At 46.6% G+C, this 24134-nt stretch carries 30 protein-coding genes; 11 read left to right on the top strand and 19 right to left on the bottom strand.

Annotated features, from left to right (window positions below):
* Positions 1-111 precede the first annotated feature (111 nt).
* The 12 genes from rplX to rplC form a co-directional block, all read right to left on the bottom strand.
* Positions 112-474 (bottom strand): 50S ribosomal protein L24, encoded by a 363-nt coding sequence (gene rplX / locus QUB20_RS17665; protein ID WP_242719707.1) that lies wholly within the window; start codon positions 472-474, stop codon positions 112-114.
* Between the two features lies 1 nt (position 475).
* On the bottom strand, positions 476-844 hold the full coding sequence (rplN, locus tag QUB20_RS17660; RefSeq protein ID WP_006634991.1) for a 50S ribosomal protein L14: 369 nt from the start codon (positions 842-844) through the stop codon (positions 476-478).
* Between the two features lie 116 nt (positions 845-960).
* Positions 961-1209: a 30S ribosomal protein S17 gene (gene rpsQ / locus QUB20_RS17655; protein WP_006634992.1), complete on the bottom strand. Its 249-nt coding sequence runs from the start codon at positions 1207-1209 to the stop codon at positions 961-963.
* A 68-nt stretch (positions 1210-1277) separates the two neighbouring features.
* Complete coding sequence (gene rpmC, locus QUB20_RS17650; RefSeq protein WP_333057789.1) at positions 1278-1559, bottom strand: 50S ribosomal protein L29; 282 nt, start codon at positions 1557-1559, stop codon at positions 1278-1280.
* A 160-nt stretch (positions 1560-1719) separates the two neighbouring features.
* Positions 1720-2139, bottom strand: coding sequence for a 50S ribosomal protein L16 (gene rplP, locus QUB20_RS17645; protein ID WP_333057788.1), 420 nt, complete (start codon positions 2137-2139; stop codon positions 1720-1722).
* 115 nt (positions 2140-2254) lie between these two features.
* Entirely contained in the window at positions 2255-2983 is a 729-nt protein-coding gene (gene rpsC, locus QUB20_RS17640) for a 30S ribosomal protein S3 (RefSeq protein WP_242719701.1), read from the bottom strand.
* Between the two features lie 114 nt (positions 2984-3097).
* The gene (rplV, locus tag QUB20_RS17635; protein ID WP_333160378.1) at positions 3098-3457 is read right to left on the bottom strand and encodes a 50S ribosomal protein L22; all 360 of its coding nucleotides are present in this window, start codon (positions 3455-3457) and stop codon (positions 3098-3100) included.
* A gap of 97 nt (positions 3458-3554) precedes the next feature.
* Positions 3555-3836, bottom strand: coding sequence for a 30S ribosomal protein S19 (gene rpsS / locus QUB20_RS17630; RefSeq protein WP_041623488.1), 282 nt, complete (start codon positions 3834-3836; stop codon positions 3555-3557).
* Between the two features lie 113 nt (positions 3837-3949).
* Positions 3950-4813 (bottom strand): 50S ribosomal protein L2, encoded by an 864-nt coding sequence (gene rplB / locus QUB20_RS17625; protein ID WP_333045754.1) that lies wholly within the window; start codon positions 4811-4813, stop codon positions 3950-3952.
* Between the two features lie 175 nt (positions 4814-4988).
* Positions 4989-5297, bottom strand: a complete 309-nt coding sequence (locus QUB20_RS17620; RefSeq protein WP_006634999.1) for a 50S ribosomal protein L23 — start codon at positions 5295-5297, stop codon at positions 4989-4991.
* A complete protein-coding gene (gene rplD, locus QUB20_RS17615) occupies positions 5290-5922 on the bottom strand; it encodes a 50S ribosomal protein L4 (protein ID WP_190657994.1) in 633 nt (210 codons plus the stop codon). Before rplD ends, QUB20_RS17620 begins: the two co-directional genes overlap by 8 nt.
* A 189-nt stretch (positions 5923-6111) precedes the next feature.
* Positions 6112-6747, bottom strand: coding sequence for a 50S ribosomal protein L3 (gene rplC, locus QUB20_RS17610; protein ID WP_190657996.1), 636 nt, complete (start codon positions 6745-6747; stop codon positions 6112-6114).
* Between the two features lie 431 nt (positions 6748-7178).
* Between rplC and QUB20_RS17605 the strand changes: the two genes are divergently transcribed.
* From QUB20_RS17605 to QUB20_RS17595, 3 genes are all read left to right on the top strand, one after another.
* Entirely contained in the window at positions 7179-7655 is a 477-nt protein-coding gene (locus QUB20_RS17605) for an NAD(P)H-quinone oxidoreductase subunit N (protein WP_333239162.1), read from the top strand.
* Between the two features lie 119 nt (positions 7656-7774).
* A complete protein-coding gene (locus QUB20_RS17600; protein WP_333057785.1) occupies positions 7775-8380 on the top strand; it encodes a VWA domain-containing protein in 606 nt (201 codons plus the stop codon).
* 73 nt (positions 8381-8453) lie between these two features.
* The gene (locus QUB20_RS17595; protein ID WP_333245907.1) at positions 8454-8939 is read left to right on the top strand and encodes a salt stress protein, Slr1339 family; all 486 of its coding nucleotides are present in this window, start codon (positions 8454-8456) and stop codon (positions 8937-8939) included.
* A gap of 351 nt (positions 8940-9290) precedes the next feature.
* On the opposite strand, the gene QUB20_RS17590 is transcribed toward QUB20_RS17595, so the two are convergent.
* From QUB20_RS17590 to QUB20_RS17580, 3 genes are all read right to left on the bottom strand, one after another.
* Positions 9291-9830 carry a dCMP deaminase family protein gene (locus QUB20_RS17590; protein WP_333212636.1) on the bottom strand — a complete coding sequence of 180 codons (540 nt, stop codon included), beginning with the start codon at positions 9828-9830 and terminating at the stop codon, positions 9291-9293.
* Entirely contained in the window at positions 9827-11377 is a 1551-nt protein-coding gene (locus QUB20_RS17585; RefSeq protein WP_333245909.1) for a thymidylate synthase, read from the bottom strand. The genes QUB20_RS17590 and QUB20_RS17585 overlap by 4 nt, the downstream gene beginning before the upstream one ends.
* Positions 11378-11453: 76 nt before the next feature.
* Complete coding sequence (locus QUB20_RS17580; protein WP_333245911.1) at positions 11454-12077, bottom strand: Uma2 family endonuclease; 624 nt, start codon at positions 12075-12077, stop codon at positions 11454-11456.
* A 144-nt stretch (positions 12078-12221) separates the two neighbouring features.
* Here QUB20_RS17580 and QUB20_RS17575 point away from each other — a divergent pair, with 144 nt between their 5' ends.
* The 3 genes from QUB20_RS17575 to QUB20_RS17565 all read left to right on the top strand — a co-directional run bounded on the left by QUB20_RS17575 (position 12222) and on the right by QUB20_RS17565 (position 14742).
* Complete coding sequence (locus tag QUB20_RS17575; protein ID WP_333245913.1) at positions 12222-12791, top strand: HD domain-containing protein; 570 nt, start codon at positions 12222-12224, stop codon at positions 12789-12791.
* 50 nt (positions 12792-12841) lie between these two features.
* The gene (locus QUB20_RS17570; RefSeq protein WP_333245915.1) at positions 12842-13975 is read left to right on the top strand and encodes an ABC transporter ATP-binding protein; all 1134 of its coding nucleotides are present in this window, start codon (positions 12842-12844) and stop codon (positions 13973-13975) included.
* A 362-nt stretch (positions 13976-14337) separates the two neighbouring features.
* Positions 14338-14742, top strand: a complete 405-nt coding sequence (locus QUB20_RS17565) for a hypothetical protein (protein WP_333101815.1) — start codon at positions 14338-14340, stop codon at positions 14740-14742.
* Positions 14743-14805: 63 nt separating this feature from the next.
* Here QUB20_RS17565 and QUB20_RS17560 read toward each other — a convergent pair whose 3' ends face one another.
* The 3 genes from QUB20_RS17560 to rbfA form a co-directional block, all read right to left on the bottom strand.
* Entirely contained in the window at positions 14806-15039 is a 234-nt protein-coding gene (locus tag QUB20_RS17560; protein ID WP_333057778.1) for a DUF4327 family protein, read from the bottom strand.
* A 365-nt stretch (positions 15040-15404) separates the two neighbouring features.
* Positions 15405-17030: a glycoside hydrolase family 3 N-terminal domain-containing protein gene (locus QUB20_RS17555; protein WP_333245917.1), complete on the bottom strand. Its 1626-nt coding sequence runs from the start codon at positions 17028-17030 to the stop codon at positions 15405-15407.
* Positions 17031-17193: 163 nt separating this feature from the next.
* On the bottom strand, positions 17194-17604 hold the full coding sequence (gene rbfA / locus QUB20_RS17550; protein WP_333239148.1) for a 30S ribosome-binding factor RbfA: 411 nt from the start codon (positions 17602-17604) through the stop codon (positions 17194-17196).
* Between the two features lie 290 nt (positions 17605-17894).
* On the opposite strand from rbfA, the gene QUB20_RS17545 reads away from it, so the two are divergent.
* The 4 genes from QUB20_RS17545 (at position 17895) to sipA (ending at position 19224) form a co-directional block, all read left to right on the top strand.
* Entirely contained in the window at positions 17895-18320 is a 426-nt protein-coding gene (locus QUB20_RS17545; RefSeq protein WP_333239146.1) for an NUDIX domain-containing protein, read from the top strand.
* Between the two features lie 138 nt (positions 18321-18458).
* Positions 18459-18665, top strand: coding sequence for a hypothetical protein (locus QUB20_RS17540; protein WP_333239144.1), 207 nt, complete (start codon positions 18459-18461; stop codon positions 18663-18665).
* 27 nt (positions 18666-18692) lie between these two features.
* Positions 18693-18914, top strand: a complete 222-nt coding sequence (locus tag QUB20_RS17535) for a hypothetical protein (RefSeq protein WP_242719660.1) — start codon at positions 18693-18695, stop codon at positions 18912-18914.
* A 70-nt stretch (positions 18915-18984) separates the two neighbouring features.
* Positions 18985-19224, top strand: coding sequence for a regulatory protein SipA (gene sipA, locus QUB20_RS17530; protein ID WP_333058291.1), 240 nt, complete (start codon positions 18985-18987; stop codon positions 19222-19224).
* A 112-nt stretch (positions 19225-19336) separates the two neighbouring features.
* On the opposite strand, the gene QUB20_RS17525 is transcribed toward sipA, so the two are convergent.
* Positions 19337-22699: an EAL domain-containing protein gene (locus QUB20_RS17525; protein ID WP_333245921.1), complete on the bottom strand. Its 3363-nt coding sequence runs from the start codon at positions 22697-22699 to the stop codon at positions 19337-19339.
* 530 nt (positions 22700-23229) lie between these two features.
* Here QUB20_RS17525 and QUB20_RS17520 point away from each other — a divergent pair.
* Positions 23230-23670, top strand: coding sequence for a pentapeptide repeat-containing protein (locus QUB20_RS17520; RefSeq protein ID WP_333245923.1), 441 nt, complete (start codon positions 23230-23232; stop codon positions 23668-23670).
* Positions 23671-24134: the final 464 nt, after the last annotated feature.

The following is a 24134-nucleotide window of genomic DNA, read 5'->3' as shown; positions in this document are numbered from 1 at the left end:
TTGGTCAGGGAATTTGTCGATTGTCCGTCCCACCGATGTTAGCTGTTAGTTATGAGTTTAAAAGTCACTTGTCAGAAGGCGGACTAATGACCGATGACTGATAACAAATCACTATTGATCGATGATTTCTCCAGTTTTTTTGAGCTGTCGCAGTTTCCGACCGTCTTCGCTAAATGTATAGCAAACGCGGCTAGCTATTTTTTCTTTTTCGGAATAGTGCATGACATTGGAGCTGTGAATGGGAGCCTCAAACGTGAGTATTTTCCCGGACTCTCCCTCTTGCTGGGGCTTGACGTGCTTTGTTCTGATGTTTACACCTTTAACAATTACTTTGCTGACTTTAGGATATGTCTTTAAGATTTCTCCGACTTTTCCTTTCTCTTTGCCAGTAATTATTTGCACGGTGTCGCCTGCTTTGACGTGCATTCTGTAGCGCTGCGGCTCGCTAGTTGGTTTACCCTTTTTTCCGTACATTTTAAAGTACCTCCGGGGCTAAGGAAACGATTTTAGTAAAGTTTTTGTCGCGCAATTCGCGGGCGACGGGGCCGAAGACGCGAGTGCCTTTGGGGTTGCCGTCTACGTTGATAATAACGGCGGCGTTATCGTCAAAACGAATGCTCATGCCACTGTCGCGGCGCAAACCTTTGCGGGTTCTGACAATGACAGCCCGAACGACATCTGATTTTTTGACGGCCATATTGGGGATGGCGTCTTTGACGACGGCAATGATGACATCGCCGACTCCGCCGTAGCGACGGTTGCCGCCTCCCAATACGCGGATGCACATCAGTTTGCGGGCTCCGCTATTGTCGGCGACATTGAGGTATGTCTGGGGTTGAATCATGGTGATTGTTGACTGTTAACTGTTGACTGTTAACTGTTGACTGTTAACTGTTGACTGTTGACGGCTAATTGATTAATCAAGTACCGATCGGGCGAGCGCGAGATCGCAATTAACTCTTAGCCGTTTTTTGTCCCAAAAATCTCAGCAACCGTCCAACGTTTGGTTTTGCTCAGTGGGCGAGTTTCAGTGATGCGGACGCGATCGCCGGATTTGCACTGATTTTCTTCGTCGTGAGCTTTGTACCGCTTGGTGCGGACTACGATTTTGCCGTATTTGGTGTGGGAGGAGCGGTTTTCGATTGCTACCACGACGGTTTTATCCATCTTGTCGCTGACTACTACGCCAACTCGTTCTTTAATTGCCATAGCTACCTATTTTTGTTGTGCAATTGACTTGTTTTTAGCTACTGTGCGAGCCGAGGCTAGGCTGCTGCTCACTCTGGGCTGACTTCTGGGCTGGGAGCAGAATCTGCTGTTTCTTTAGCTGGGGCTGATTTTGCTGCCGCTTCTTTCTCAGCAAGGATTTGGCGCTCGCGTTCAACTGTCATCAATTGAGCTAGCCGGTGTTTGGCGTGCTTGAACAGGTGAGGCTTTTCCATGCGGCCGGTAGCTTGCTGGAGCCGCAATTCCATTAGTTGGCGCTTGACGGCTAAAATTTGCTCTGCTACTGCGGCATCGCTTAATTCTCTAGCTTCTTTAATCTTGGTCAAAGACATAATTGTGTGCTTTATCGTTAGCGAGCGGTATGACAGAAGACAGAATTGTCTCGCTTGGCTGAAGGTCGAAGGAAAGAAAAGTTATGAAAGCCAGATTTTAAAATGCTGTAGCCGTTTAAAATGCTGATTAATACAGACCTAATTCTACCTTCGCTCTTCGCTATGACTGGTCTTCTTCGCGAGTGATGAACTTGGTTTTAATTGGTAATTTGAAAGATGCCAAACGCATTGCTTCGCGGGCAGTTTCTTCACTTACGCCGCCAATTTCAAACATTACCCGGCCCGGTTTGACCACGGCAACCCAAAACTCAGGTGAGCCTTTACCAGAACCCATCCGGGTTTCTGCTGCGCGCTGGGTGACTGGTTTGTCGGGAAAAATGCGAATCCAGATTTTGCCACCCCGGCGGATATAACGGGTCATGGCGCGCCGTCCGGCTTCTATTTGGCGGGAAGTGATCCAGGCGGGTTCGACGGCTTGGAGCGCGAAGTCGCCAAAGCTAACTGTGTTGCCGCGGGTGGCAACACCGCTCATTCGCCCGCGCTGTTGTTTGCGGAATTTGGTTCTTTTAGGGCTTAACATGGCGAAAGGGAGTTGGGTAATTGGTAATTGGTAATTGGTAATTGGTGATTGCTAATTGCTAATTGGTTTGGAACAACTGACAATTAACAAGTGACAACTAACAGTTAACAATTAGCTAGCCTTCGTTCGATCGATCTTCAAAGTTCTGGCGGCGGCGCTTTTGTTTGGTGCGGGGCACTGCTGCATTTGGTGCAGCTTCTTGTTCCTGTCCGGGAATAATTTCGCCTTTGAAAACCCAAACTTTAATGCCCAGAATACCGTAGATGGTTTGAGCAGTGCAGTAGGAGTAGTCGATGTCTGCCCGCAGCGTGTGCAAGGGGACTCTTCCTTCGCGCGTCCATTCGGTACGGGCAATTTCTGCACCGTTGAGGCGTCCGCTGACTTGAATTTTGATGCCTTGGATGCCGACTTTTTGGGCGCGGGTGATTGCTTGGCGGACTACTCGGCGGAAGGATACGCGCCGTTCTAGTTGCTGAGCGATGTATTCCGCGATCAGTGTGGCATCGGCGTCTACTCGCTGGACTTCGACGACGTTGATGCGGATTTGGCGGTTGCTACCGAGTTGCTGCTGCAAACCGACGCGCAAGGTTTCGATGCCTGCTCCGCCGCGGCCTACGACAACGCCTGGTCTGGCGGTGAACACTTCTAGGTCGATTTGATCGGCTTTCCGCTCAATTCTGACCGAGGAAATCCCAGCATTGCTGAGGGTTTTACGAACGTACTTGCGAATTTTATAGTCTTCTTGCAAGAGTTCTGGATAGTTTTTGGGATCAGCAAACCAGCGAGAGCGGTGCTCTTGGGTAATGCCGAGGCGAAAACCAATTGGATGTATTTTTTGGCCCATAATAGTTGATGAGTTAATTGGTAATTGGTAATTGGTAATTGGTAATTGGTAATTGGTGATTACCCATTTTTTTCAACTTTAAGCTGTTTATTACCTATTACGTTTTTCCCTGGTTTAGTTTTCTAGGAGCGGAGCTACTACTACGGTAATGTGACAGGTTGGCTTGCGGATTTGGTAGGCGCGACCTTGAGCGCGGGGTCTAAAGCGTTTGAGGACTGGGCCTTGGTCTGCGTAAGCTTGAGACACTACTAGCTTGGATTTATCCAATCCTGCGTTGTGTTCGGCGTTTGCTACTGCCGATCGCAAAACTTTGACGATTGGTTCGCAGGCGCGGTAGGGCATGAATTCGAGTAAAATCAGCGCTTCTTGGTAGCTTTTGCCGCGAATTTGGTCGAGGACTCGGCGCACTTTGAAGGGGGATGTCCGGATGTAACGGGCGATCGCCTTAATTTCGGATGTGGTATCTATAACCATTTCGATTTGGGTAATTGGTAATTGGTAATTGGGAAAAAGGTAAGTGGTAATTGGGAAAAAGTTTGTCCGATTACCTATTACCTGTCACCTAATTCGGCTATCTTTTTGCCTTTTTATCACCACTTTTCGCGTGACCTCTAAAGGTGCGAGTGGGGGAAAATTCTCCGAGTTTGTGACCTACCATTTGGTCGGTGAGGTAGACTGGTACGTGCTGTCTGCCGTTGTGAACGGCGATCGTGTGACCTACCATTTGGGGCAGGATTGTGGAAGAGCGCGACCAAGTTTTAATTACTTGTTTTTGGCCGGCGGCGTTGAGCTTTTCGATTTTTGTCATCAGATGATCTGCGACAAAGGGGCCTTTTTTTAGCGATCGAGACATGATTTTTTTAGTAATTCAGGAGTCATTAGTCAGAATTAAGCAGTCATTGGTCATCAGTCCTCAGTCATTAGTTAGCAGTTAATAACTAAGCACTGAAGACTGCTGACTGATGACTAGCTTTGTCTGCCGCCCTTGCCGCGCTTGGAAGCTTTGCGGCGGCGCCGGACGATTAAAGCGTCGCTGCGCTTGTTTTTGCGTCGAGTTTTTGCACCCAATGCTGGTTTACCCCAAGGAGTGACAGGCCCCGGACGCCCAATAGGAGCTCTGCCTTCGCCACCGCCGTGCGGGTGGTCTACCGGGTTCATGACGCTACCGCGAACGGTGGGTCTGCGACCTTTCCAGCGGGTGCGACCTGCTTTACCCAGGCTGATGTTTCTGGCGTCGGTGTTGCCGACTTGACCGATGGTGGCGTAGCAGTCGGCACGGACTTTGCGCTGTTCGCCGGATGGCAGTTTGAGGGTGACGTAGCTACCTTCTTTTGCCATTAGCTGAGCGCTGGAGCCGGCGGAGCGAACGATTTGTCCGCCTTTTCCGGGTACTAGCTCGACGTTGTGGATGCTTGTACCGAGGGGAATGTTCTTCAGGGGGAGGGCGTTACCGATTTCGATCGGCGCGTCCGGGCCTGAGACAATTACTGTACCGACGTTTAAGTTGAGCGGGTGCAGGATGTACCGTTTTTCGCCGTCTTTGTAGAACACCAGGGCGATGCGGGCGTTGCGATTGGGGTCGTATTCGATCGCCTTGACGGTAGCGGGAATGCTGTGTTTGTCGCGGCGGAAGTCGATGTCTCTATACAGCCGTTTGTGACCGCCTCCCCGGTGGCGACAGGTGATGACGCCTCGGTTGTTGCGGCCTTGTTTGGTGTGCTTGTTGCTGGTTAGAGACTTTTCTGGCTCTGATCTGGTAATTTCAGCAAAGTCCGAGACGGTTTGTTCTCGGGTGCTGGAGGTATAAGGTCGGTAAGAACGGATGCCCATAATCGATCTATTTTAGATTTTGGATTTTGGATTTTGGATTTGACGTTTATCGATTTTAGATTTTAGGTTGAAGATTGGCGATATTTGGTTAACTTACGAGTTTTCTGGTTCGAGAATTTTCACCAGTTAACCGCAATTTAAAATCTAAAATCTAAAATCTAAAATCCAAAATCGTCTAGACTTCTGGGAATAGGAGTTTGCGGATCGAGTCTCCGTCGGTCAGAGTTACGGTTGCTCGCTTGTAACAAGGTTTAAAGCCGACGAATTTGCCAACTCGACGCTTTTTGCGCGGCGGGTTTTGGGTGTTGACGCCGATGACTTTGACCTTAAATAGTTCTTCGATTGCAGCTTTGATTTGAGGCTTCGTCGCTTTGGGAGCTACGTCGAATGTGAATTGATTTAATTCCATCATTCGGGTAGCTTTCTCGGTGAGAATCGGACGCTGGATCAAATCTGCGTAGTCGCGGGGGTCGATTTTACTCACCGTAAATCTCCTGAATTTTAGCTATGGCTGTAGATGTGACGATAATTTTGTCAGCCGCGAGAACGTCGTAAACATTCAGGGAGGTTGCCAAGATGACGTTTACTAATTCGATGTTGCGTCCGGATAAGTAGACGTTTGGTTGCGGTTCTGGCAAGATTAACAGAACTTTTGTATCGGGTTCGATACCCCAGCGGGCGATCGCACTCAGCAATTCTTTGCTTTTCGGTCTCGGAAATTGCTCTGCAAATTCTTCAACCACAATGATGTCTTCGGTGCGACTTTGGAATGCTGTCCGCAAAGCGAGACGGCGTTCCTTTTTGTTCATTTTGACTTCAAAGTCTCTCGGTTTTGGCCCGAAGATGACACCGCCGCCCCGCCACAGCGGAGAACGGATTGAACCTGCTCTGGCTCGGCCGGTGCCTTTTTGACGCCAGGGTTTGCGGCCACCGCCTCTGACTTCCGATCGAGTTTTGGTGCAAGCATTTCCTTGACGAGCGTTATTCAGTTGCCGCGTCAATGCTCTGTGAACGATGTGAGACGCATTTTCTTCTTTGGCTACGCGCAGTTCTAAAGTTGTTTCTCCAACTTCTTCGCCTTGCCAATTTCGCACTACACAATTAACCATATCTTTTGTCCTTTGTCTGTTGTTAGTTGTCTGTTGTTAGTTGTCTGTTGTCTGTTGTCTGTCGTCTGTTGTCTGTTTTCAGGTCTTAGTTTTGGGTTTTAGTTTTCAGCTTTTAGTTCTTAGTTATTGCTTGCTACTAACGACCAACCACTATCTACTGACTGCTGACTACTGACTAATGACTACTGACTAACGTCCTACTTTTTTCTCAGGCACAACATTGACTAAGGCGCCAGCTTTGCCGGGAACTGCTCCCTTAATTAGCAGCAAATTCTGCTCTGTATCCACCCGGACAATTGTTAGTTTGCGGACGGTGACTTGAACGTTGCCCATACGTCCTGCCATTCTTTTCCCAGGATAAACGCGACCAGGAGTAGTTCCAGGTCCGATCGATCCAGGCTCGCGGTGGTTCTTGGAACCGTGAGACATGGGGCCTCGTTTAAAGTTGTGGCGCTTTTGAAAACCTGCAAAACCTTTACCGATGCTTGTACCGATGACATCTACTATTTGTCCCGGTGTAAAGGTATCTGCTTTTAGTTGTTGACCTAATTCAAAGGAACTGGTGTCTTCCAAGCGGTATTCCTGCAAGTGGCGCAATGGATTCGCCCCCGACTTGGCAAGGTGTCCTAGTTCTGGCTTGTTTAGAGCCTTTGGTTTGACTTCGTTGTATCCAACTTGAACGGCACCGTAGCCGTCAGTTTGTTTGGTTTTGATTTGAGTTACTGTACAAGGCCCTGCTTGTATGACGGTGACGGGGATGGCTCTCCCTTGGTCGTCAAACACTTGAGTCATGCCTAGTTTAGTGCCAAGAATGCCTACAGACACGGATTTTCTTCCTTTTATTTACGCAAGAGGTTTCGGATTGCGAAATTTACGTCAATCCGCTTGCTCTTGTGCAGAAACATTTATTTCAGTGTTCCTGCAATTAACTGTTATCAACCAACAGCCTTCCTCGGTGTTTAAAATTTGAGTTTTAAATTTGGGAGCGAGCTTGTGGAAGTCTTGCAAGGGTTGAGATTCGCGGCTTTTTACCTACTATATCTCCGAGTTTTGTCTCGGTCTTGCTTTTTTGTGCCAGGACTTGAGCAGCAAACCACTCAGTATCCTTGACGGCGACAATTCACAATAGTACATGAAGTGTTTGCCGTTTGTCAAGGCCGCGATGAGAATTTTTCGCCTCAACTTTAGGATTTATAATATTTCCAGCTCGCAAGCAGCGATCGACCAAATTTTGATACAGCAGGAAACACAAATTTATGGGACTGATTACGACGGGATCTGATCTGATTCGGGATTTGGAAAAGTCGGGGTCGCTGGCCCTGTACGTTCCTTTAGAAGGAGGATTTGAGGGGCGCTACCTCCGCAGGCTGAGGGCTGCGGGCTACGGTGGGTACACGATTACGGCGCGGGGTTTGGGCGATTTGGCGATGTATTTAACGGGGGTTCACGGGGTGCGGCCGCCCCATTTGGGCAAGAAAACTACTGGCAATGAAGGGGCTGTGGGTTATACGTACTACGTGCCGCCGATGTTGAAAACTCAATTAGACAATTTGCCACCTAAAGCAAAAGGACTGGTGCTGTGGATTATTGAAGGGCAGATTTTGTCGAGTCAGGAGATTGAGTATTTGACTGTTTTGCCGACGTTAGAACCGCGAGTTAAAATAGCAGTTGAGATGGGGGGCGATCGAGCTTTTAGCTGGAAGCCACTTAAAGATGCTTTAGTTGCAGCTTAAATTCCGGTATTTGCGATCGCAAATCAACTAAAAAAACGCAGCGAGCAACTAAAGCTCAACAGCTTCTGCTCGCTGGTTTTGATATTTTTGGGAAAAACTTAATTAACAGGAAAAATCTTATGCTTCAGAATCGCGATTATACCATCATCATTGACAAAAGCGGCAGTATGTACACAAAAGACCAGATGGGCGGTAAAAGCCGGTGGGCGCTCATGCAAGAATCGACGATCGCATTAGCGAATAAATGCGAAGAACTTGATCCTGATGGCATAACAGTTTATGTGTTTTCCGGTCGCTTCAAGCGCTATGACAACGTAACATCAGCTAAAGTCGTGCAAATTTTCCAAGAAAACGAACCTTCGGGAACTACGAATTTAGCTGCTGTTCTGCAAGACGCCTTGAACAGTTATTTTCAGCGCAAAGCATCCGGTAAGACCAAGCAAAATGGGGAAACAATATTAGTGGTGACGGACGGGGAACCGGACGATCGCAAAGAAGTGATGAAAACGATTATAGAGGCTTCCCGGAAGCTCGATCGAGATGAAGAGTTGGCGATTTCTTTCATTCAAGTAGGAAATGCGCCGGAAGCTACTAAGTTTCTCAAAATATTGGATGACGAACTGCAAAGCGCCGGGGCTAAATTTGATATCGTTGATACTGTCACCATGGATGATATTGAAGGAATGACCCTGACAGAGGTATTGCTGAATGCAATAACTGATTGAGGAGGCGGGCGAAGTTCACGCGATTATATTTGGGCTAGTTAGCCCAGCAGCATTTTTTAGGGGGGTTTAAGTTATGGAATCTATCGAACGCCTGTTAGGTGAACTTAAGGCAGAGTATCAAGCATCTCAAAAAAATGCTGAGTTGAAAACTCAGGCGCCGGTGCAAGCACAAGCGCCGGCAAATCCAACATTTAAAACATCAGATATAAATTTGTATGCTAGTCCTTTGGACAAGGATTTAGCTCAAATTAAGGCTGAGTACGAAGCGCAAAATAAAGCTCAAGAAGTGGCTTCACAGCAACCGCTTAAGGCTGAGCACGAAGCACCAAATAAAGCTCAGGAAGTAGCTTCACTGGAACCGCAGCCAGCAGAAAAAGTCGCGGTGCCGCAGTTGGAGGTACAAACGCACAGACAGAAAGTTAGGCAAGCTCAGGTTTGGCTGAAAAAGTTGGATAAGAATTCCGATGAGGGATATTGGTTCGATCAGTTTGCTTTTAAGTATTCTTCGAGGATAGATGCGGCGATCGACTATTTGCAAGTGGTGAATGAGTTTGATTGATTGAACTACACCGTATTCATAATTTGTCAGGCCGTTTTTTGGTTAATTGCCATCTCTATTTGTTGTAAAGACACGGCAGTGCTGTGTCTTTGCAAAGGGTAAAATAAATATCATATGATGTCTGATCGAGCGATTAAAAGGGCGGGTTTTTGAGATTGTCAATTATTGGCAGATATTTTTGGTGAACCCGCCCCTACCGTATTAGGGACCGGACATAATATCCTGTGTATCACGCGGTATTTAGGATACGGCAGTGCCGTATCCCTACAAATTGCCAGCAAATAAATATCATTTATAGGGACACAGCACAGTTATTTCCTGTGGCTGCGACAACCACGGGGAGAATTCATCCTATACTAAATTTTTGGCCACAGATGTAGGATGCAACAAAAACAACGCCGCCTTTTTTGCTGTCTCTTCAGATAGCTGAATTTGTTTTAACTCAACAATACCTTCACTGATAAAAGTATCTCTCAAAGCAGCTTTTTCTCCGCTGTTAAAACTCGTTTCGTAAAACACTTCTCTAATTCCAGCCGCAATGACTAATTTCAAACAATAGATGCAGGGTTCTAAAGTGACGTAAATACTTGCCCCAGCAGTAGATATACCGTGTTTAGCAGCTTTGGCGATCGCATTTGCTTCCGCGTGAACCGCCCTTGAGGGCAAAGTTTTACTGGCGTCGCAACTACTCAAACCGGGATAGCAGAAGCCTTGAGTAGTACAGTGTGCCGAACCAGACGGCGAACCGTTGTAACCCGTTGCTAAAACTTGCCTGTTTTTAGTGATCACCGCGCCTACAGGAAAAGCCAAACAAGTCGATCGAGTAGCGGCCAATTTTGCTAACATTAAGAAGTATTCGTCCCACGTCGGTCTTTCTTCTTCTAGATTCATTTTCTATCCTGAATGTATTGGTTGCTGGTTTTCAGACACTCGGCCGCCTTTTGCAATTCTATTCCCAAATAACCAATATGATCGGGTTGGATGGCAGGGGAAGCCGCACAAATTTCTCGCACTAACTTGAGAGGGTTTTTTCCAGAATAACAGGTGACAACTTCGCCACTGCCGGGGGTGGTTTGCGTGACAACTATTTGATTGTCGGCTACTTCAACTAAAAAATTGCCTGCTGCATCGAAAAAGTCTCGATCTTCGCAGATTTTAGCATATTGGGTTTGAATTAGTCGATCGGCATTTTCAAAGGTATCGTCATACAAGTGAGCCGATTGACTCAGCGTTACCAACGGGCCCATCGTCAAATTATAATCGGAACGCCTCGCAATTTCATCTCGAATGTGCTGCTGCAAAGCCCGCAAACCCATGGCATTAGCCGGCCAAGCCGCAAACATATCGTTACTGCGGAGAGTTGCAGTTAGCGATATTTCACCGTCTACAACTCGCACCCAAATGTGATTTAAACAAGGACTGCCGCTGTGCTGGTGGTCTGAGGAACCGTCAGGTCTTCTGTTAACATTTCCGCCCGCATCCCACAGACTAATTACAGCACTTGCCGCGTCAATTTCCTTAATTAGTTTGGCAATAACTTCTTCAATTTGATCTCGTCCAAACCACGACCGCATCCGCTGTGCGTAGGTATATTTAATGCCTTCGTTATACGGGGCATCTTCCAGCATTTGCGGTTTGTACTGTTCGAGGAAATCGCGGTCGATTGGTAAGTAATTCGGTTCTGGAAAATAGAACTCCGCAGGTTCATCTGTAATCACGGCCATTAAGTCAATTAATTCTTGCCACTGTCCGTCATAACCAGTCGGCCGCAGCGTGCCAGTGGTCTTAATTCGGTGGATGATTTTTACCCAAGTTTCGGCGATAGTTTTGCCTTCGATTCTGTGTCCGTATTTCTGGCCGGGGAGTACGGTGGGGACGATTTCGACTAGCGGAAAAGTTACGGGTTCTCCCCAAGGTTCCACAGATTCTTTTTGGGCAAAAGACTTGACACAGGTCACTGTATCGGCTATATTTTGGGCTTCTTTCCATTCTATTGAATGACGCAATAGTTCTAAGGCTTCTGCTGCTATTTCAATATCAATGTAGCCAAATATTGAAGATTTAATTAACCAGCAATCTCTACCTGTATCGCTTTTGCCTGCTTCAAAGCCGTTACGAAAAAAGTCGATTAGGCACGCTGCTGCACCGGAGTTGCGGTCTTCTTTAGTAGCGTTGAGAATTACTAAAAAGCGGACGTGGGGATTGCACAGCAAGTTTCTAATTAAGAAGTTGATGCCGCGAGTAGGCGAGTAAAGTTGTCCGATGACAGCAAACTCGTTGGGTTGTAATTTTTTGCCGTTAGCGCAGCCCTTGGAAAGGATCGCACTTTTTACTGTCCAGCCGCTGACAATGGCTGTTTGCCCCGTTCCGCAAATTAATTGATTCGGTTTGTATAGGGGTTTGTACTCAAATTTATTGACGAGATTTGTGGCTGTCATGGTTTACCGTTTTTTGCACCGCGTACTACTATATCAATACTGCAGAATCTTTGATAATTTTGTTTTAACAAATTCCTCAAGCCAACAATTCACTCACAGCTACGCTAAAACCTGCAAGCACACTTTGAGTGTTCACAACTTCATCGGCATTTAACAACCGCCAGCGTTGCCCTGCATTCACAAATATTAATCTAGCTTCAGGAAACAGCAACCAAACTTCTAAACATCCCGATTCCAAATATTCCTGAGCTTTGGCGAATAACTCTTCGCCGCTATCTTCCGGGGAAGCAACTTCCGCTATCAAAGGAAAACTTTGGGAAAATGCTGTAAAATTGCCTGATTGTGGCAATAATTCAGGAGTAATGTAAGCAACATCGGGACGGCGACCCTGTTTGTTAGTGCGGCAAAGGACTTCTGTAAGAACTTCTCCTCCCTGTCCGCTGGAATTTTTGTAATTTCTCCAGGATGTAGATAGTTTAGATTGAGCGAGACCGTGCTTGAATGTCATTCCTGTTTTCTCCACTAAGTTGCCGTCAACCCATTCCATTCTATCAGCAGGCTTGACTAAAAACTCTTCGAGAGATATGACTTTTTCTGGCTGAGATTCGGGGTAAATTTCGGGTATATTTTCTAAGTTTGGATGTGATTCTGGCTCTGAGTTTTGAGCGGTATCTTTGGGTATAATTATAGTAGCTGTCATGCTAGAAACCTCTTGTTAACGATTATAATTGTACAAGCGATCGCTCTCGATCGCACTCGATGACATGATTGAACTTGGTAGATTTTGTCTTTTCAACTTAGCCCGACAATTTATATATCATAGCAATTCACAAAGGTGACTTTCATGATTCTCTCAAACCGTTTTTCTGAAGCCCTCACCTATGCCGCCGAATTGCACGCTACCCAAGTTCGCAAAGGTTCCGGCGTTCCCTACATTGCCCATTTGTTGGGCACTGCTAGTATAGCTTTAGAATATGGGGCAAATGAAGATGAGGCGATCGCAGCTTTGCTTCACGATGCGATCGAAGATCAAGGCGGCGCCACCACCCGCGAAGCCATCCGCCACCGCTTTGGCGATACCGTCACAGCGATTGTAGACGGCTGTACCGACAGTGACGAGACGCCGAAACCCCCTTGGCGACAGCGAAAACAAGCTTATATCGATCGCATTTCTACAGCTTCTGCCTCAGTGAGATTAGTCTCGGCTGCTGATAAACTTTATAATGCTCGATCGATCCTGAAAGATTCCCGTCAATTAGGAGATACTGTTTGGGAACGCTTCAAAGGTGGCAAAGATGGTTCTCTCTGGTATTATCGTTCTTTAGTAGAAGCATTCCGCAAAGCTGAGTTAACGCCTATAGTTGAAGAATTGGATCGCACAGTTTTAGAATTGGAACAGTTTTCTGAAGGCTGAACACTGAAGGTAAAAATCACTAATTATCAATTACCAATTACAGTCACAAAATGGCAAATGTTCGCTTAGAAAATATTACCCGACGCTACCAAAACGTCACCGCGATCGAAAACATCAGCTTCAAAATCCCGGACGGGGAATTTTGGGTATTAGTCGGGCCATCCGGCTGCGGAAAATCCACAATTATGCGGACAATTGCAGGTTTAGAAACCGCAACTTCCGGCAATCTTTACATCGGAGATAATTTAGTTAACAACATTCCTGCTAGACAGCGGGACGTTGCAATGGTGTTTCAAAATTACGCGCTTTATCCGCACATGACTGTCGCAGAAAACCTGGCTTTTGGATTGCGGATGCGGAATGTTGACCCGACTAAAATTCAAGAACGAGTCGAAACAGTCGCCCGATCGCTCTCGATCGACCACCTCCTCAAGCGTAAGCCCAAACAGCTATCAGGCGGACAGCAGCAGCGGGTAGCACTGGGAAGGGCGATCGCCCGCGAACCGAAAGTATTTCTTTTAGATGAACCGCTTTCTAACCTCGACGCTCAACTACGAGACGACACTAGAGCAGAACTCAAACAACTGCATCAACGGCTGGGAATTACCACAATTTATGTCACCCACGACCAAGTGGAAGCGATGACTTTAGCTGATAAGATTGTAGTCTTAAATGGGGGAAAAATTCAACAAATTGGAGACCCGCAAAGCATTTACGCCAAACCAGCTAACCGCATGGTTGCGACATTTTTAGGCAATCCCGCCATGAACATTTTGCCGGCAATTTATACTAACGACTCCTTTCAAGTAGGAGATCAATCTTTAGCCTGTCCGCCCTCGATTCAGAAAAAATTGCAGGCGAGAGAAGGACAAGGATTTGATTTGGGCATCCGTCCAGAAAATATAGAAATCTTTAGGCCACAAACAGTAGAAGATGATGATTTGAAAAGCGATGTTTGGGCCTTAGAAAAAGTCCCCCTTGATGTAGAGGTAAAAGTAGTTGAACCTCTGGGGCGAGAAACTTTAATTCGCGCGAGTTTGCCGTTGTTGAGTGCTGAAACTACTGTACAGTTACAAATACCTGCAAGTGTTCGCTTGCGATCGGGCGATCGGCTAAAGGTACAGCTTGACTTCGATCGACTATTTATATTTGACCCTTCCACCGGTGAGGCGCTGTATCCTTAACGGGCTTGAACATGACTTACGCACGGGTAATCAGCCACCGGGGTTTTTTTAGTCGCCGTGCCTAAGTCCTCTTCAATCTAAAATCTAAAATCTAAAATCTAAAATAGACTGAGCCCTCCTGTGGGAAAGTCTCGATTCGTAGTTACAAAAATTTACACTTGACATTTATTAATTTACGCAGTAATGATACGATTAGTATTGGCACAACGGTAAAACCTCCCCCCAAAAGTTGATATTTCCTGAATCGGGGCGATCGCGACCCACAACGCCAGCATCTTCGCGCTAAAAAGCGGCTTTGCGCTCCGACTTGGGAGCAACTAGCGAACCAAAAACTCAGAAAAACGTTCTAGCGGCATTTTTAGATGAATCCCGACAACCTGCCTCAAATGCTGCAAACAGGATTTCACCTAACTTTAGGTGCAACTTCTTTTTTAATTGAGACATTGCAAGATCCTCTGAAGCGAGAAGAAAATCTTGACAAACTGAAGTCAGATTTTGGCCAGCTAGCCGATGATCTGCTGGAAAAAGGAGAAATGACTGAGCGAGAAGCCCGGAATTTTGTAGATACTATTTTCTCTCAACCGGGCGATCGGGAGAATGCAGACAGTGAATCTGTCTCGCCCAAGCAATCAGATGCAGCGACTGATGCTCCTCCCGAGTCGGTTGTACAGCCTAACGTAAAGCTAGAGATTCAAGAATTAACTGCACAGATGGCAGCGCTAAGGGCCGAGTTGGAAAATTTGCGCGCCGAAAATTCCCAGTATTAAAGAATCAAGAGTCTTTAACACAGCCGGAGTTTACTTGCCAACTTAATTTAACAGAACCAAACTTTAGTCATTGTCCCATTTTTCAGAACCGATCAGGTCGGCGATGCGATCGCGCAGCAAGAAGTCGCATTTTTCTAATTCGCACTCTACACAAGCCCATTCCCGAGGCGGAATGAATTGGCAAAGCGTGTAGATAGGCTGTTGGCGGCTCAGCACACCCTCGTGGACAAGGTGACGCGCTTCATCTTGGATCACATCTAAAGAGTATTGGATTTGGGGAATAGTGGAGTGAATCATAATGCGCCCTCAATGTTTTACTAAAAAAATTTATGGCCCTGGTAATAATATAGTCCAAACTTACGAATATGGAAGTTAAATTTTGTCCGTATACAGCTATACAATTCACTGCCGTCCATTTAAAAAAATTATAGGAATGATCGGTAAGTGATGGGATCAGTCTTGGGATTTTCAGACGCAGCACATTTTCCTCAGTAGCAAGCGGATCTGCTGGAAAGCTCTATTGAGAACTTAGGAACCCGCCTCCAATTCCCGGTTTCTGGATACTTCGCCACCAAAGGCAGAATTTCTCGCGAGAAACCGGGTTGATAAATTTAACTCCTAACGCAGCAAGCAGCAAAGGAAAGATTCAGAAGTCGCGCAACTCAATCATTACCAGTGGCGTCAATGCCGAATAGCACTTCTAGAACGAGAGATTGCGCTGTCGGCATCTGGCCAAAACAAAATACATAAGGAAGACTCGGAGGCAAGTGTGGCAAAAATTGCTCTAAAACGTAGGGACTGCCGTAAATTAACACAGCTTGCAGTTCTCCCGTTTTTAATAATTTCTTAAACCAATCTTGAGCTGCTTGGGTCAAACCAGCACTGCCTCGGAAGCAATTGCCGCGAATGAAAATTTGCAGCAGTGTCGGAGAAAAATGCTCTGCACCTGTATTTTCAGCGATCGCCCCTGTGCGATCGTCAATCAGTTGCAATTCGTAACCAAACTGTTCGGGAATGGCGATCGCCGGAGTGTGGTTGCCCAAAAACTCGCACCCCAAAACATCATCTACAACAATCAAATTCCGCAAAAGCTGGTTTTCTGCGGGTTTTGCAACCTGCAAAGGTATATTGCCGCCAAATTTCAAAGAATCTCGCAAAATATCGGCAGCAGTTGCCCTGGCATCAGGAGTTGCCAGCAAACTTAAATCGATCATCGACTCGATCAATGTTGAATTTACTGCTTTTTCCTTTTCCTTGACTAACAAACCGACTTTAGCTTTAGCCGACCAAATCCGCTTGACAGATTCCTTAATTTGTGATATGGAAATCCGCCCTTGAGTGACAGCTTCGCAGACAGCCAAAATCGCCCCTTCCGGGTCAAGCGGCATCAGCAAAACATCAGCACCAGCCTCAGCAGCCAAAACAGCAGCTTCATTAGCGCCGTACTTATTGGCGATCGCACCCATCACCAAAGCATCCGTCACAATCAAACCTTCAAATCCCAACTCTTCTCGCAGCTTCCCGATCAAAATTTTGCGAGAAAGAGTAGCAGGAAACTCCGCATCCCAAGCCGGAATCAGCAAGTGAGCACTCATCACAGCATCTACCCCAGCAGCCATCGCCTCAACAAAAGGAGGCAACTCAATCTGGGCTAATCTCGCTGGGGAATGCGGCAAAACCGGCAATTCCAAGTGAGAATCAACCGCCGTGTCCCCGTGACCAGGAAAATGCTTAGCTGTAGTCAAAACCGGGTGTTGGCCTGCGCCCCGGATAAAAGCAGCGGCTAATTTCCCGACAATTTCCGGTGTCTCGCCAAAAGCGCGGACGTTAATCACAGGATTGTCGGGATTGTTGTTAACATCAACCACCGGTGCGAGAATCCAATTTAGACCGATCGCCCTAGCTTCGATCGCAGTGACAGCGCCCATTTGTTCAGCATATCGATCGGCTTTACCTGCATCCTGTCGCGCCACCTCGGCAATCGCCATCGGCGGCCCGAACCAAGTCGCCCCCGCGAACCGCTGGCCGACACCTTCTTCAATATCAGCCGCCAGCAGCAGCGGAAACTTGGCCCAAGACTGCAATTGGTGCGATCGAACTGCCAACTCCGCAGCACTTCCCCCCACCAAAATCACCCCACCGACGCCCAAATTTTCCAGATAATAGCGGAGTTTGCTAGCAGTTGGTTCCCATTCCCGATAGCGAATTTGGTGGTCGAACAAGCAGCCAGAAGCGCGCACCACGAACATCTGGGCCACCAGTTCTGGTAAGGAAAGATTGTCAATCATTCGATTTTAGATTTTAGATTTTAGATTTTAGATTTTAGATTTTAGATTTTAGATTTGGGAATCGGGAATCGGGAATCGGGAATCGGGAATCGGGCATTGGGAATTTTCCCTATCTCCTTCTCTTCCCCTCTTCCTTCTTCCCTCTTCCTTCTTCCTTCTCGCTTCAATCGGGACTTTCATCCTCAGCGAATTCTTCATCGGGATCTAAAGTATCCGGTTTGCGATCGGCAGAAAGCTGATTCAGCAGTATCAACATTTTATCGCCCCGTTCCAAAGAACGGTCTTCTAGAAATATCACTTCCGGTGTCCGGCGCAGTTGCACCCGTTGACCCAACTGGTTGCGGACGTAGCTAGTAGCAGATTTCAAACCCTCCATAGTCTCTGCCTTTGCCTCATCAGTACCGTAGATGCTGACAAAAATTTTTGTATGCTGAAGGTCTCCCGAAACAATTACGTCGGTAACGCTAACCATACCAGCACCTACACGGTCGTCCTTGATTCCATTCAGCAACATCAGGCTGACTTCCCGTTTAATCAGTGAAGCTACACGCTCAATGCGACGATTTGTAGCCATAGAAACTATCCCCTACTTTCCTAATCAGCCGTTTTTATCCCGATCCATAATTGTAGCGCGATCGGTCAGGGGTTTTACGGGCGATCAGGGGAAAAAATGAGAATCAGCACGACACGGATGCACACGAATACAAGGAGGATAGTCAAGTTAGCCAATTGTGCAAACAGTCAGATGACTCAAGTCATCCGTGTATCCGTGTTCATCCGTGTTATGCTCTACTTTTTGCCGGCGAGGGGACTGAAACAAAGTAAACCAAGTTTAACTAAACTATACATTTTAAAACATCTAATATGAATATTCCTAAGTCAATTGTTCGCATTTTTCTAATTCTCCCCAACGGTCAGATTGTGGCACAACTGCGAGATAATATTGTAGGTATTGCAAGTCAAGGGATGCTTTCTACTTTTGGTGGTGGCGTGGACGTTGGAGAAAGTCCAAAGCAGGCAGCGGTGCGAGAACTGGAGGAAGAAACTTGCCTCGAAACCAATTACACAATAGAATTTATCACAACTTTTCTACACCAAAAAACCCAAAATAATCAAAAAGTTATACAGGAAAATCACTTATTTTTGGCTAGGATTAGGAATTTTGAGCAAATAGAAATCAAAGAAGGTGTGGGTTTTGTAGTTTTGAGAAAAGATGTAGATTTTGGGAAAGTCAACGCAGGCGAGGGTACTCAAATGGCTTGGAAATTCTTGCAGGAATATTTAAAATAAAAAGTCATACACAATATTTTTCTTGTGCTGGGACTGAAACATGGAGCAACCCTGCGTTATTATTAGAGCTAGAAGCCATTATTCTGAGAGCAACTGAGCCGCCCTAAAACGTTCCAATCCCACCGGAAAACTAGACTCATGCGATCGACAACTCTGGAACAACTATCTGCTGCCGATGCCGAAGCCATCCTAAAATACCTTCCAGAACGAATTCGTGCCGCCCTCATCGCCCATGCTGCGGAAATTGAATATCCGATCGAAATTGTTGTGGAAATGGCAATTGCTAATTTCCTCGATAGCGAAGCACTTGGTTTTGCCGATTGCAAACCGGGGCGAGGCAAGTAAAGAATCTGAACTTGAAATCAGAGAATCATGAATCAAACAATCGCCACGCAACACCTTTCTCCAGAAGCTATTCATCAGTTGGTCGATTATTTGCCTGACTATATAAAAGCTGCCCTCTTGTCCAAGTCCGCTGAACTTGAATGTTCTCTCGAAGCCGCGATTGAAATGGCAATCTCCAGCTTTTTAGACGAAGAATCCTTTAGCTTTGAGGATTGTTTGTTGGCTAAACGCATGAAAGATACTGTCTGAAATTTCATCGCTCTCGATCGCACTCCCAGTTACGATTAGATTATGCCGATCGGCAAAAGGAATAAAACTCATGGAAAAAGAATTTACAATCGGTCAAAAAGTCAGAGTTGTGGCGATGCCGCCTTACGTCAAAACTGCCGAACCGATGCCGATGCTGCGGCCTGCGAATTTAATTGCGATCGGCGCTGAAGGCGTTGTGATCGATCGGCGTCCCGGCAATTATTGGGGAATTCGCTTTGAAAAAGGTGCTTTTCTGTTAGACAGTCAGTACATTGAAGCGGCAGAAACAATTGTAGAAGGTAATGGGTAATGGGTAATGGGGAATGGGGAATTGAGATCACAACTTAACATCTCCCTTTTCCTTCTTCCCTCAACATCCATCTGTTAAATCCGTTAGACAATCGATTGCCCCACATCCTTCTTCAACAAGCCAGCTTAGCCTCAAAAGCCAAAGAATTAACAGGAAACTCCCCCAAAACTTCCTCTAAAATCGGAGATGTGAAGTTACAAGGTTGAGGCTTGCCCAAATGATAACCTTGAGCGTAATCTACCCCAAGTTCATTGAGTTTATCCATAATTGTTTGATTTTCAACATACTCGGCAATAGTTTTAATTCCCATGACGTGAGCGATTTTGGTAATAGCTTCCACCATGGCGACATCAATAGGATTGTCTACAATATGCTTAATAAAATTGCCGTCTATTTTGAGATAATCAACCGGCAAGCTTTTCAGGTAAGCAAAGGAAGACATCCCGCTGCCGAAGTCGTCCAAGGCAAACTGGCAGCCTAGTTCCTTAAGTTGCCAAATCAAGCTGGCTGCCTTGCTGAGATTACCGATCGCCACGGTTTCGGTAATCTCAAAACAAATTATTTGCGGCGGTATTTGATGGATAGAAAACTGTTCCTGAATAAACTCGATAAACTTTTCTTCGTTGAGGCTGTCCCCAGAAAGGTTAATTGAATAAAGGTTAGGATATTTGCCAAATGACGATTGCAGATCAGACAAAAGAGAGCAAGCAGGGAAGGTAACTATTTTATCGCTGCCTACCCCGGGGTTTTGAACTAATAAATTTGCCGTGAAAATTTTAGATAAATTGCTAAATAACGTGCTAATTACCCAGCGGTCGATCGCGTGCATTAAGTTGTAGCGTTCTGCAGCCGGAATAAACGCCATCGGCGACACCAACTCACCAGTTTCCAACTGGAGGCGCAGGAGGATTTCGCAGTGGGTTCCGGTGGTTGGAGAATTGAGCAAAGGTACGATCGGCTGAGAGTACAAGCAAAAGCGATTCTCTTCTAAAGCTTGATGAATTTGCACCACCCACTCGGTTTCGCCGTGCTGTTTGATTAATTCTTGATCGCCGGCTTGATAAACCTGTACCCGGTTGCGACCTTTATTTTTAGCAGCGTAGCAGGCCATATCGGCGGCGCTCAAAATCGCAGATGTCGAGGCTGTTTTGGGATTGATTGCTACCAAACCAATACTGACGCCGATCGAAAAAGTTTTGTCCTGCCACGCAAAGCGGAAGCCCTGAATGCTTCGCAGCAGCGTTTCCGCAACATTCAATCCTCGTTCGACGGGACGATTGTACAGGAGTACGGCAAATTCATCGCCGCCGAGACGCGCCAAAATATCGGTTTTGTGGATATTGCTTTTAAATAGCTGGCTGACTTGGCGCAGCAGTTCGTCCCCAGCAGCATGACCGCAGGTGTCGTTAACTATTTTGAAGCGATCGAGATCCAGGTAAAGCATCACGTGTTCTTGGCCGTAACCTTGAGCGCCGTGTAGGGCGTGCTCTAGCTGGTACTCAAATTCCCGGCGGTTGACTAATTGCGTCAGGGGGTCATGAGTTGCCTGCCAGGTGAGTTGCCGCGCTTGAGTTCGCACTTGGGTGACATCTCGGAACACAACAACGGCCCCGACAATTTCGCCGCTGCTAGCGTGGATGGGGGCGACGCAGTGGTCGATCGCAAATTCGGTGTTGTTGTGGGCAATCAGCAAATTGTTGCGCCCTTGGTCAACAATCCGACCTTCGCACAAAGCGATTTCGGCGATATTTTCGATCGGCAGCCTGGTAGTTTCGTCAACTATTCTCAGCACGCTGGCCAGGGGCAAACCCTTAGCTTCCGAGGTAGACCAACCCGTGAGTGTTTCGGCAACTGGATTCAGGGTGGAAATACAGCCGTCGGCGTCAGTAGTGATGACGGCATCGCCGATCGATTGTAGAGTAACAAACGCGAGTTCTTTTTCTTCAAAAAATGCTTGTTCCATGCGCTTGCGATCGGTAATATCTCGCTGCACCGACACCCAGTTGGTAACGTTCCCGGAGGTATCGGCAATGGGTACACTGTTGAGTTCCACCCAATAAGTTGAACCGTCTTTGCGGTAGTTAATCAATTCTAGGCGTAGGGGTTCTCGGCGAGAGAAAGCACGGCGAATTTTAGCGACTTGGGTGGGGTCGCTTTCTGGGCCGCGCAAGCAACTGGGGGTTTGTCCGATGATTTCTTGGGGTAGGTAGCCCGTCATTTGGGTAAAAGCTTCGTTGGCATAGATGATGGTGGGGTCGGAGATATCGCTGTCTCCGGCATCCATAATCACGATTGCGTCGTTAGCGTTCACTACAGCAGATTCTAAAAGGTGGAGTCTGGCCTCGGCCCTAACGCGGATAGCAATTTCGCTTTCTAGTCTGGCGTTAGTCAAGCTGAGGGATGCGATCGCTTTTTCCAATTCCCTAGTTCTTTCTGCCACTGAATCGTGCAGAACATCGATCGCCCCGGACATTTCCATCGGGTCAAGTACGCGCAGTATGTTGGTTTGAGTAACTATTCCCAGCAGTTCTCCGCATTCTCCCGTTACTACCAACCTGCGGACTAAACGCTGGTGCATTTCCTGATGAGCTACCCACAGCGAGTCTTCTTGCTTGAGGCTAAATAAGGGGGTACTCATCACAGTTTGGGCGATCGTTTGCGACAAATCTATATCTAAAGCTTGAAATTCCACAATATCCCGTTCTGTGACTATACCTACTGGAATGGGGAACGGTAAATCCATCGATAATTCTGTTGATTCTGTAATTACCACGCAGCTAACGCGGTGCTGCGCCATCAACTCAGCTAAACTCCTAACTGACGCGGAGCGAGGTGCTTGAATGACTTGTGCGGTCATTACTTCTTTCACGCGCCGCATTTTTAAGATATTTGCCGGTTTGAGCATGGCTTGGCGGATGCTTTCCGGCGTAATTACTCCTAAGAGTTGACCTTCACTATCCAATATTGGCAGATGCTTAATTCTTCGTTGCCCCAGCAGAATTAGGGCGCTGAAAATGTCTTGAGTCTCGGATTTTGTCAGAGTTGCTGTCGGCTGCCTCATCACTTGTGCGATGGTGACACCTTTTAAGTTTTTGCCCGAGGCAATCAAATCGACAAGATCCCTTTCTGTGAAGATTCCTTGCAATTGAGAATGTGGAGCACAAGGCGAGGATAATTTTAAGAGTGATTTTTCCACGACAAAGACGCAGACACCTGTCGCGTCTCTGAATGCACTCTTAGTGGGCGGATTTACGATTTCTGTTAGTGGCTGATAGATATCGGTTGGAATGACTGCGTTTAGAGAGCAACTTGGGCGCCGTTGGCCCATCAGGGTAATTACTTCTGCTAGTGGGGTATCGGGCGCCACTGTCAAGGGGTAGCGGTCTATTACTTGAGCTAAGGTTGGCAGATACTTGGATGAATCGTTTTTGAGCATATTTAATTGAGTTTTGCGATCGCGTGGACTCTGCGACATTCCAAAAAAGTGCTGATTTCCAAGCACTAGGTGGATTTTTACGGCGCTGGTGAGACCTAATTAAAATTTATTGTTAAAAATGCAGCAGAGCTTGGGCTGGGGATCGGGCCAGTGACTGCTTTTCTTCTACCTATAAAGTTAGAAGCTTATCTTTATTTTAAGTTAAATTTTCTATCCCGTGACACATTTATTAAAAATAATGTATTTGTTGTGAACTTTTTGCGATAAGATTACCGGCTAAAATCATCCATAGCATTGCGAATCATCTCCCTCTTCAGAAAGACGCATCTGTTTGCTGTATTAGCTAACCTAGAAAAGGTTACTACAAAAAGGCACTGTATTAAGTTCGGCAGTGTTAAGTTTTGCAAAATTAAGTTTGGCAAGCTGGTCGAGACCATGTATGCGTTGTTGAGGGCAATCGATATCACAGCCAATGTGTGAATTAGATCGCAAGTTGCGAAAACAACCATGGTACGATTGTAGATATCAAGACAAGAACTTGAATACAGAGTCTGTGAGGAAAAGAGATTATGAAACGCAATCTATTAGCCGCTACTTTTTTAATTGCTCCCCTAGTGTTGGCAGGCCCGGCTCGCGCTGAAAATCCCGTTCACGTCGAACAGTTATTGTCAACCAGGCACTGTTTTAAGTGCGACTTGTCGGGAGCCGATTTAACGGGAGCTCATTTAATTGGTGCTGATTTGAGAGAAGCAAATTTACGAGGAGCAAACCTATCTCAGGCAAACCTCGAAGGTGCTGACTTGACGGGTGCTGACTTGACGGGTGCTAACTTAACTAAAGTTTTCCTGACTAATGCTAGTTTAAATGACGCAAACCTCGATCGGGCAAATCTGACCGCGGCTATCATTAACACCGCTGACGTATCGGGCGCATCAATGGAAGATATGACCATCACTGATGCAAAAATCTACAATACCCAAATCGGCGTCGGCGGCAGCTACGACCAGTAAACTCGTTAAAAGAATGGAAAACACCAAATTTGAGGTTAAAAACCCGGTTTCTCCCCAGAAACCGGGTTTTTAGTCTTTGTGTAGACTGCCCCGGAACCTCACATTTTCTCTCGTATTTCAACTAAACCCAAAGGAGTCCCGCGCTCTACCTGTACCCAGGTGAGCGTCGGGAGGAATTGGCGTGAGCGAAGAGAGCCGCCCCGAACCAAACCGATGACTTTATGTGTCGGAAGGTGAGGGGCGGTCGATGAGCGAACAGATGATTTTTACTACACCACTTGCTTTTGGTGTCTTCACGAGATAGAATTTTCCCATAGTTCGTGAAAGTAATGCCTCAAATAATCACCGCCAAGTTAAAGCTAAACCTGAATGCCGAGCAAAAAGCTCTGGTGTCTCAGACTACCTTGGCTTATCGCGATGCCTTGAATCATACTTCGCGAGTTGCTTTTGATGCGAACAAAACC

Origin of the sequence: Microcoleus sp. B4-C2 (genome assembly GCF_036705265.1) — a bacterium.
Lineage (GTDB): Bacteria > Cyanobacteriota > Cyanobacteriia > Cyanobacteriales > Microcoleaceae > Microcoleus.
This window is presented reverse-complemented; position numbering and strand designations above follow the sequence as displayed.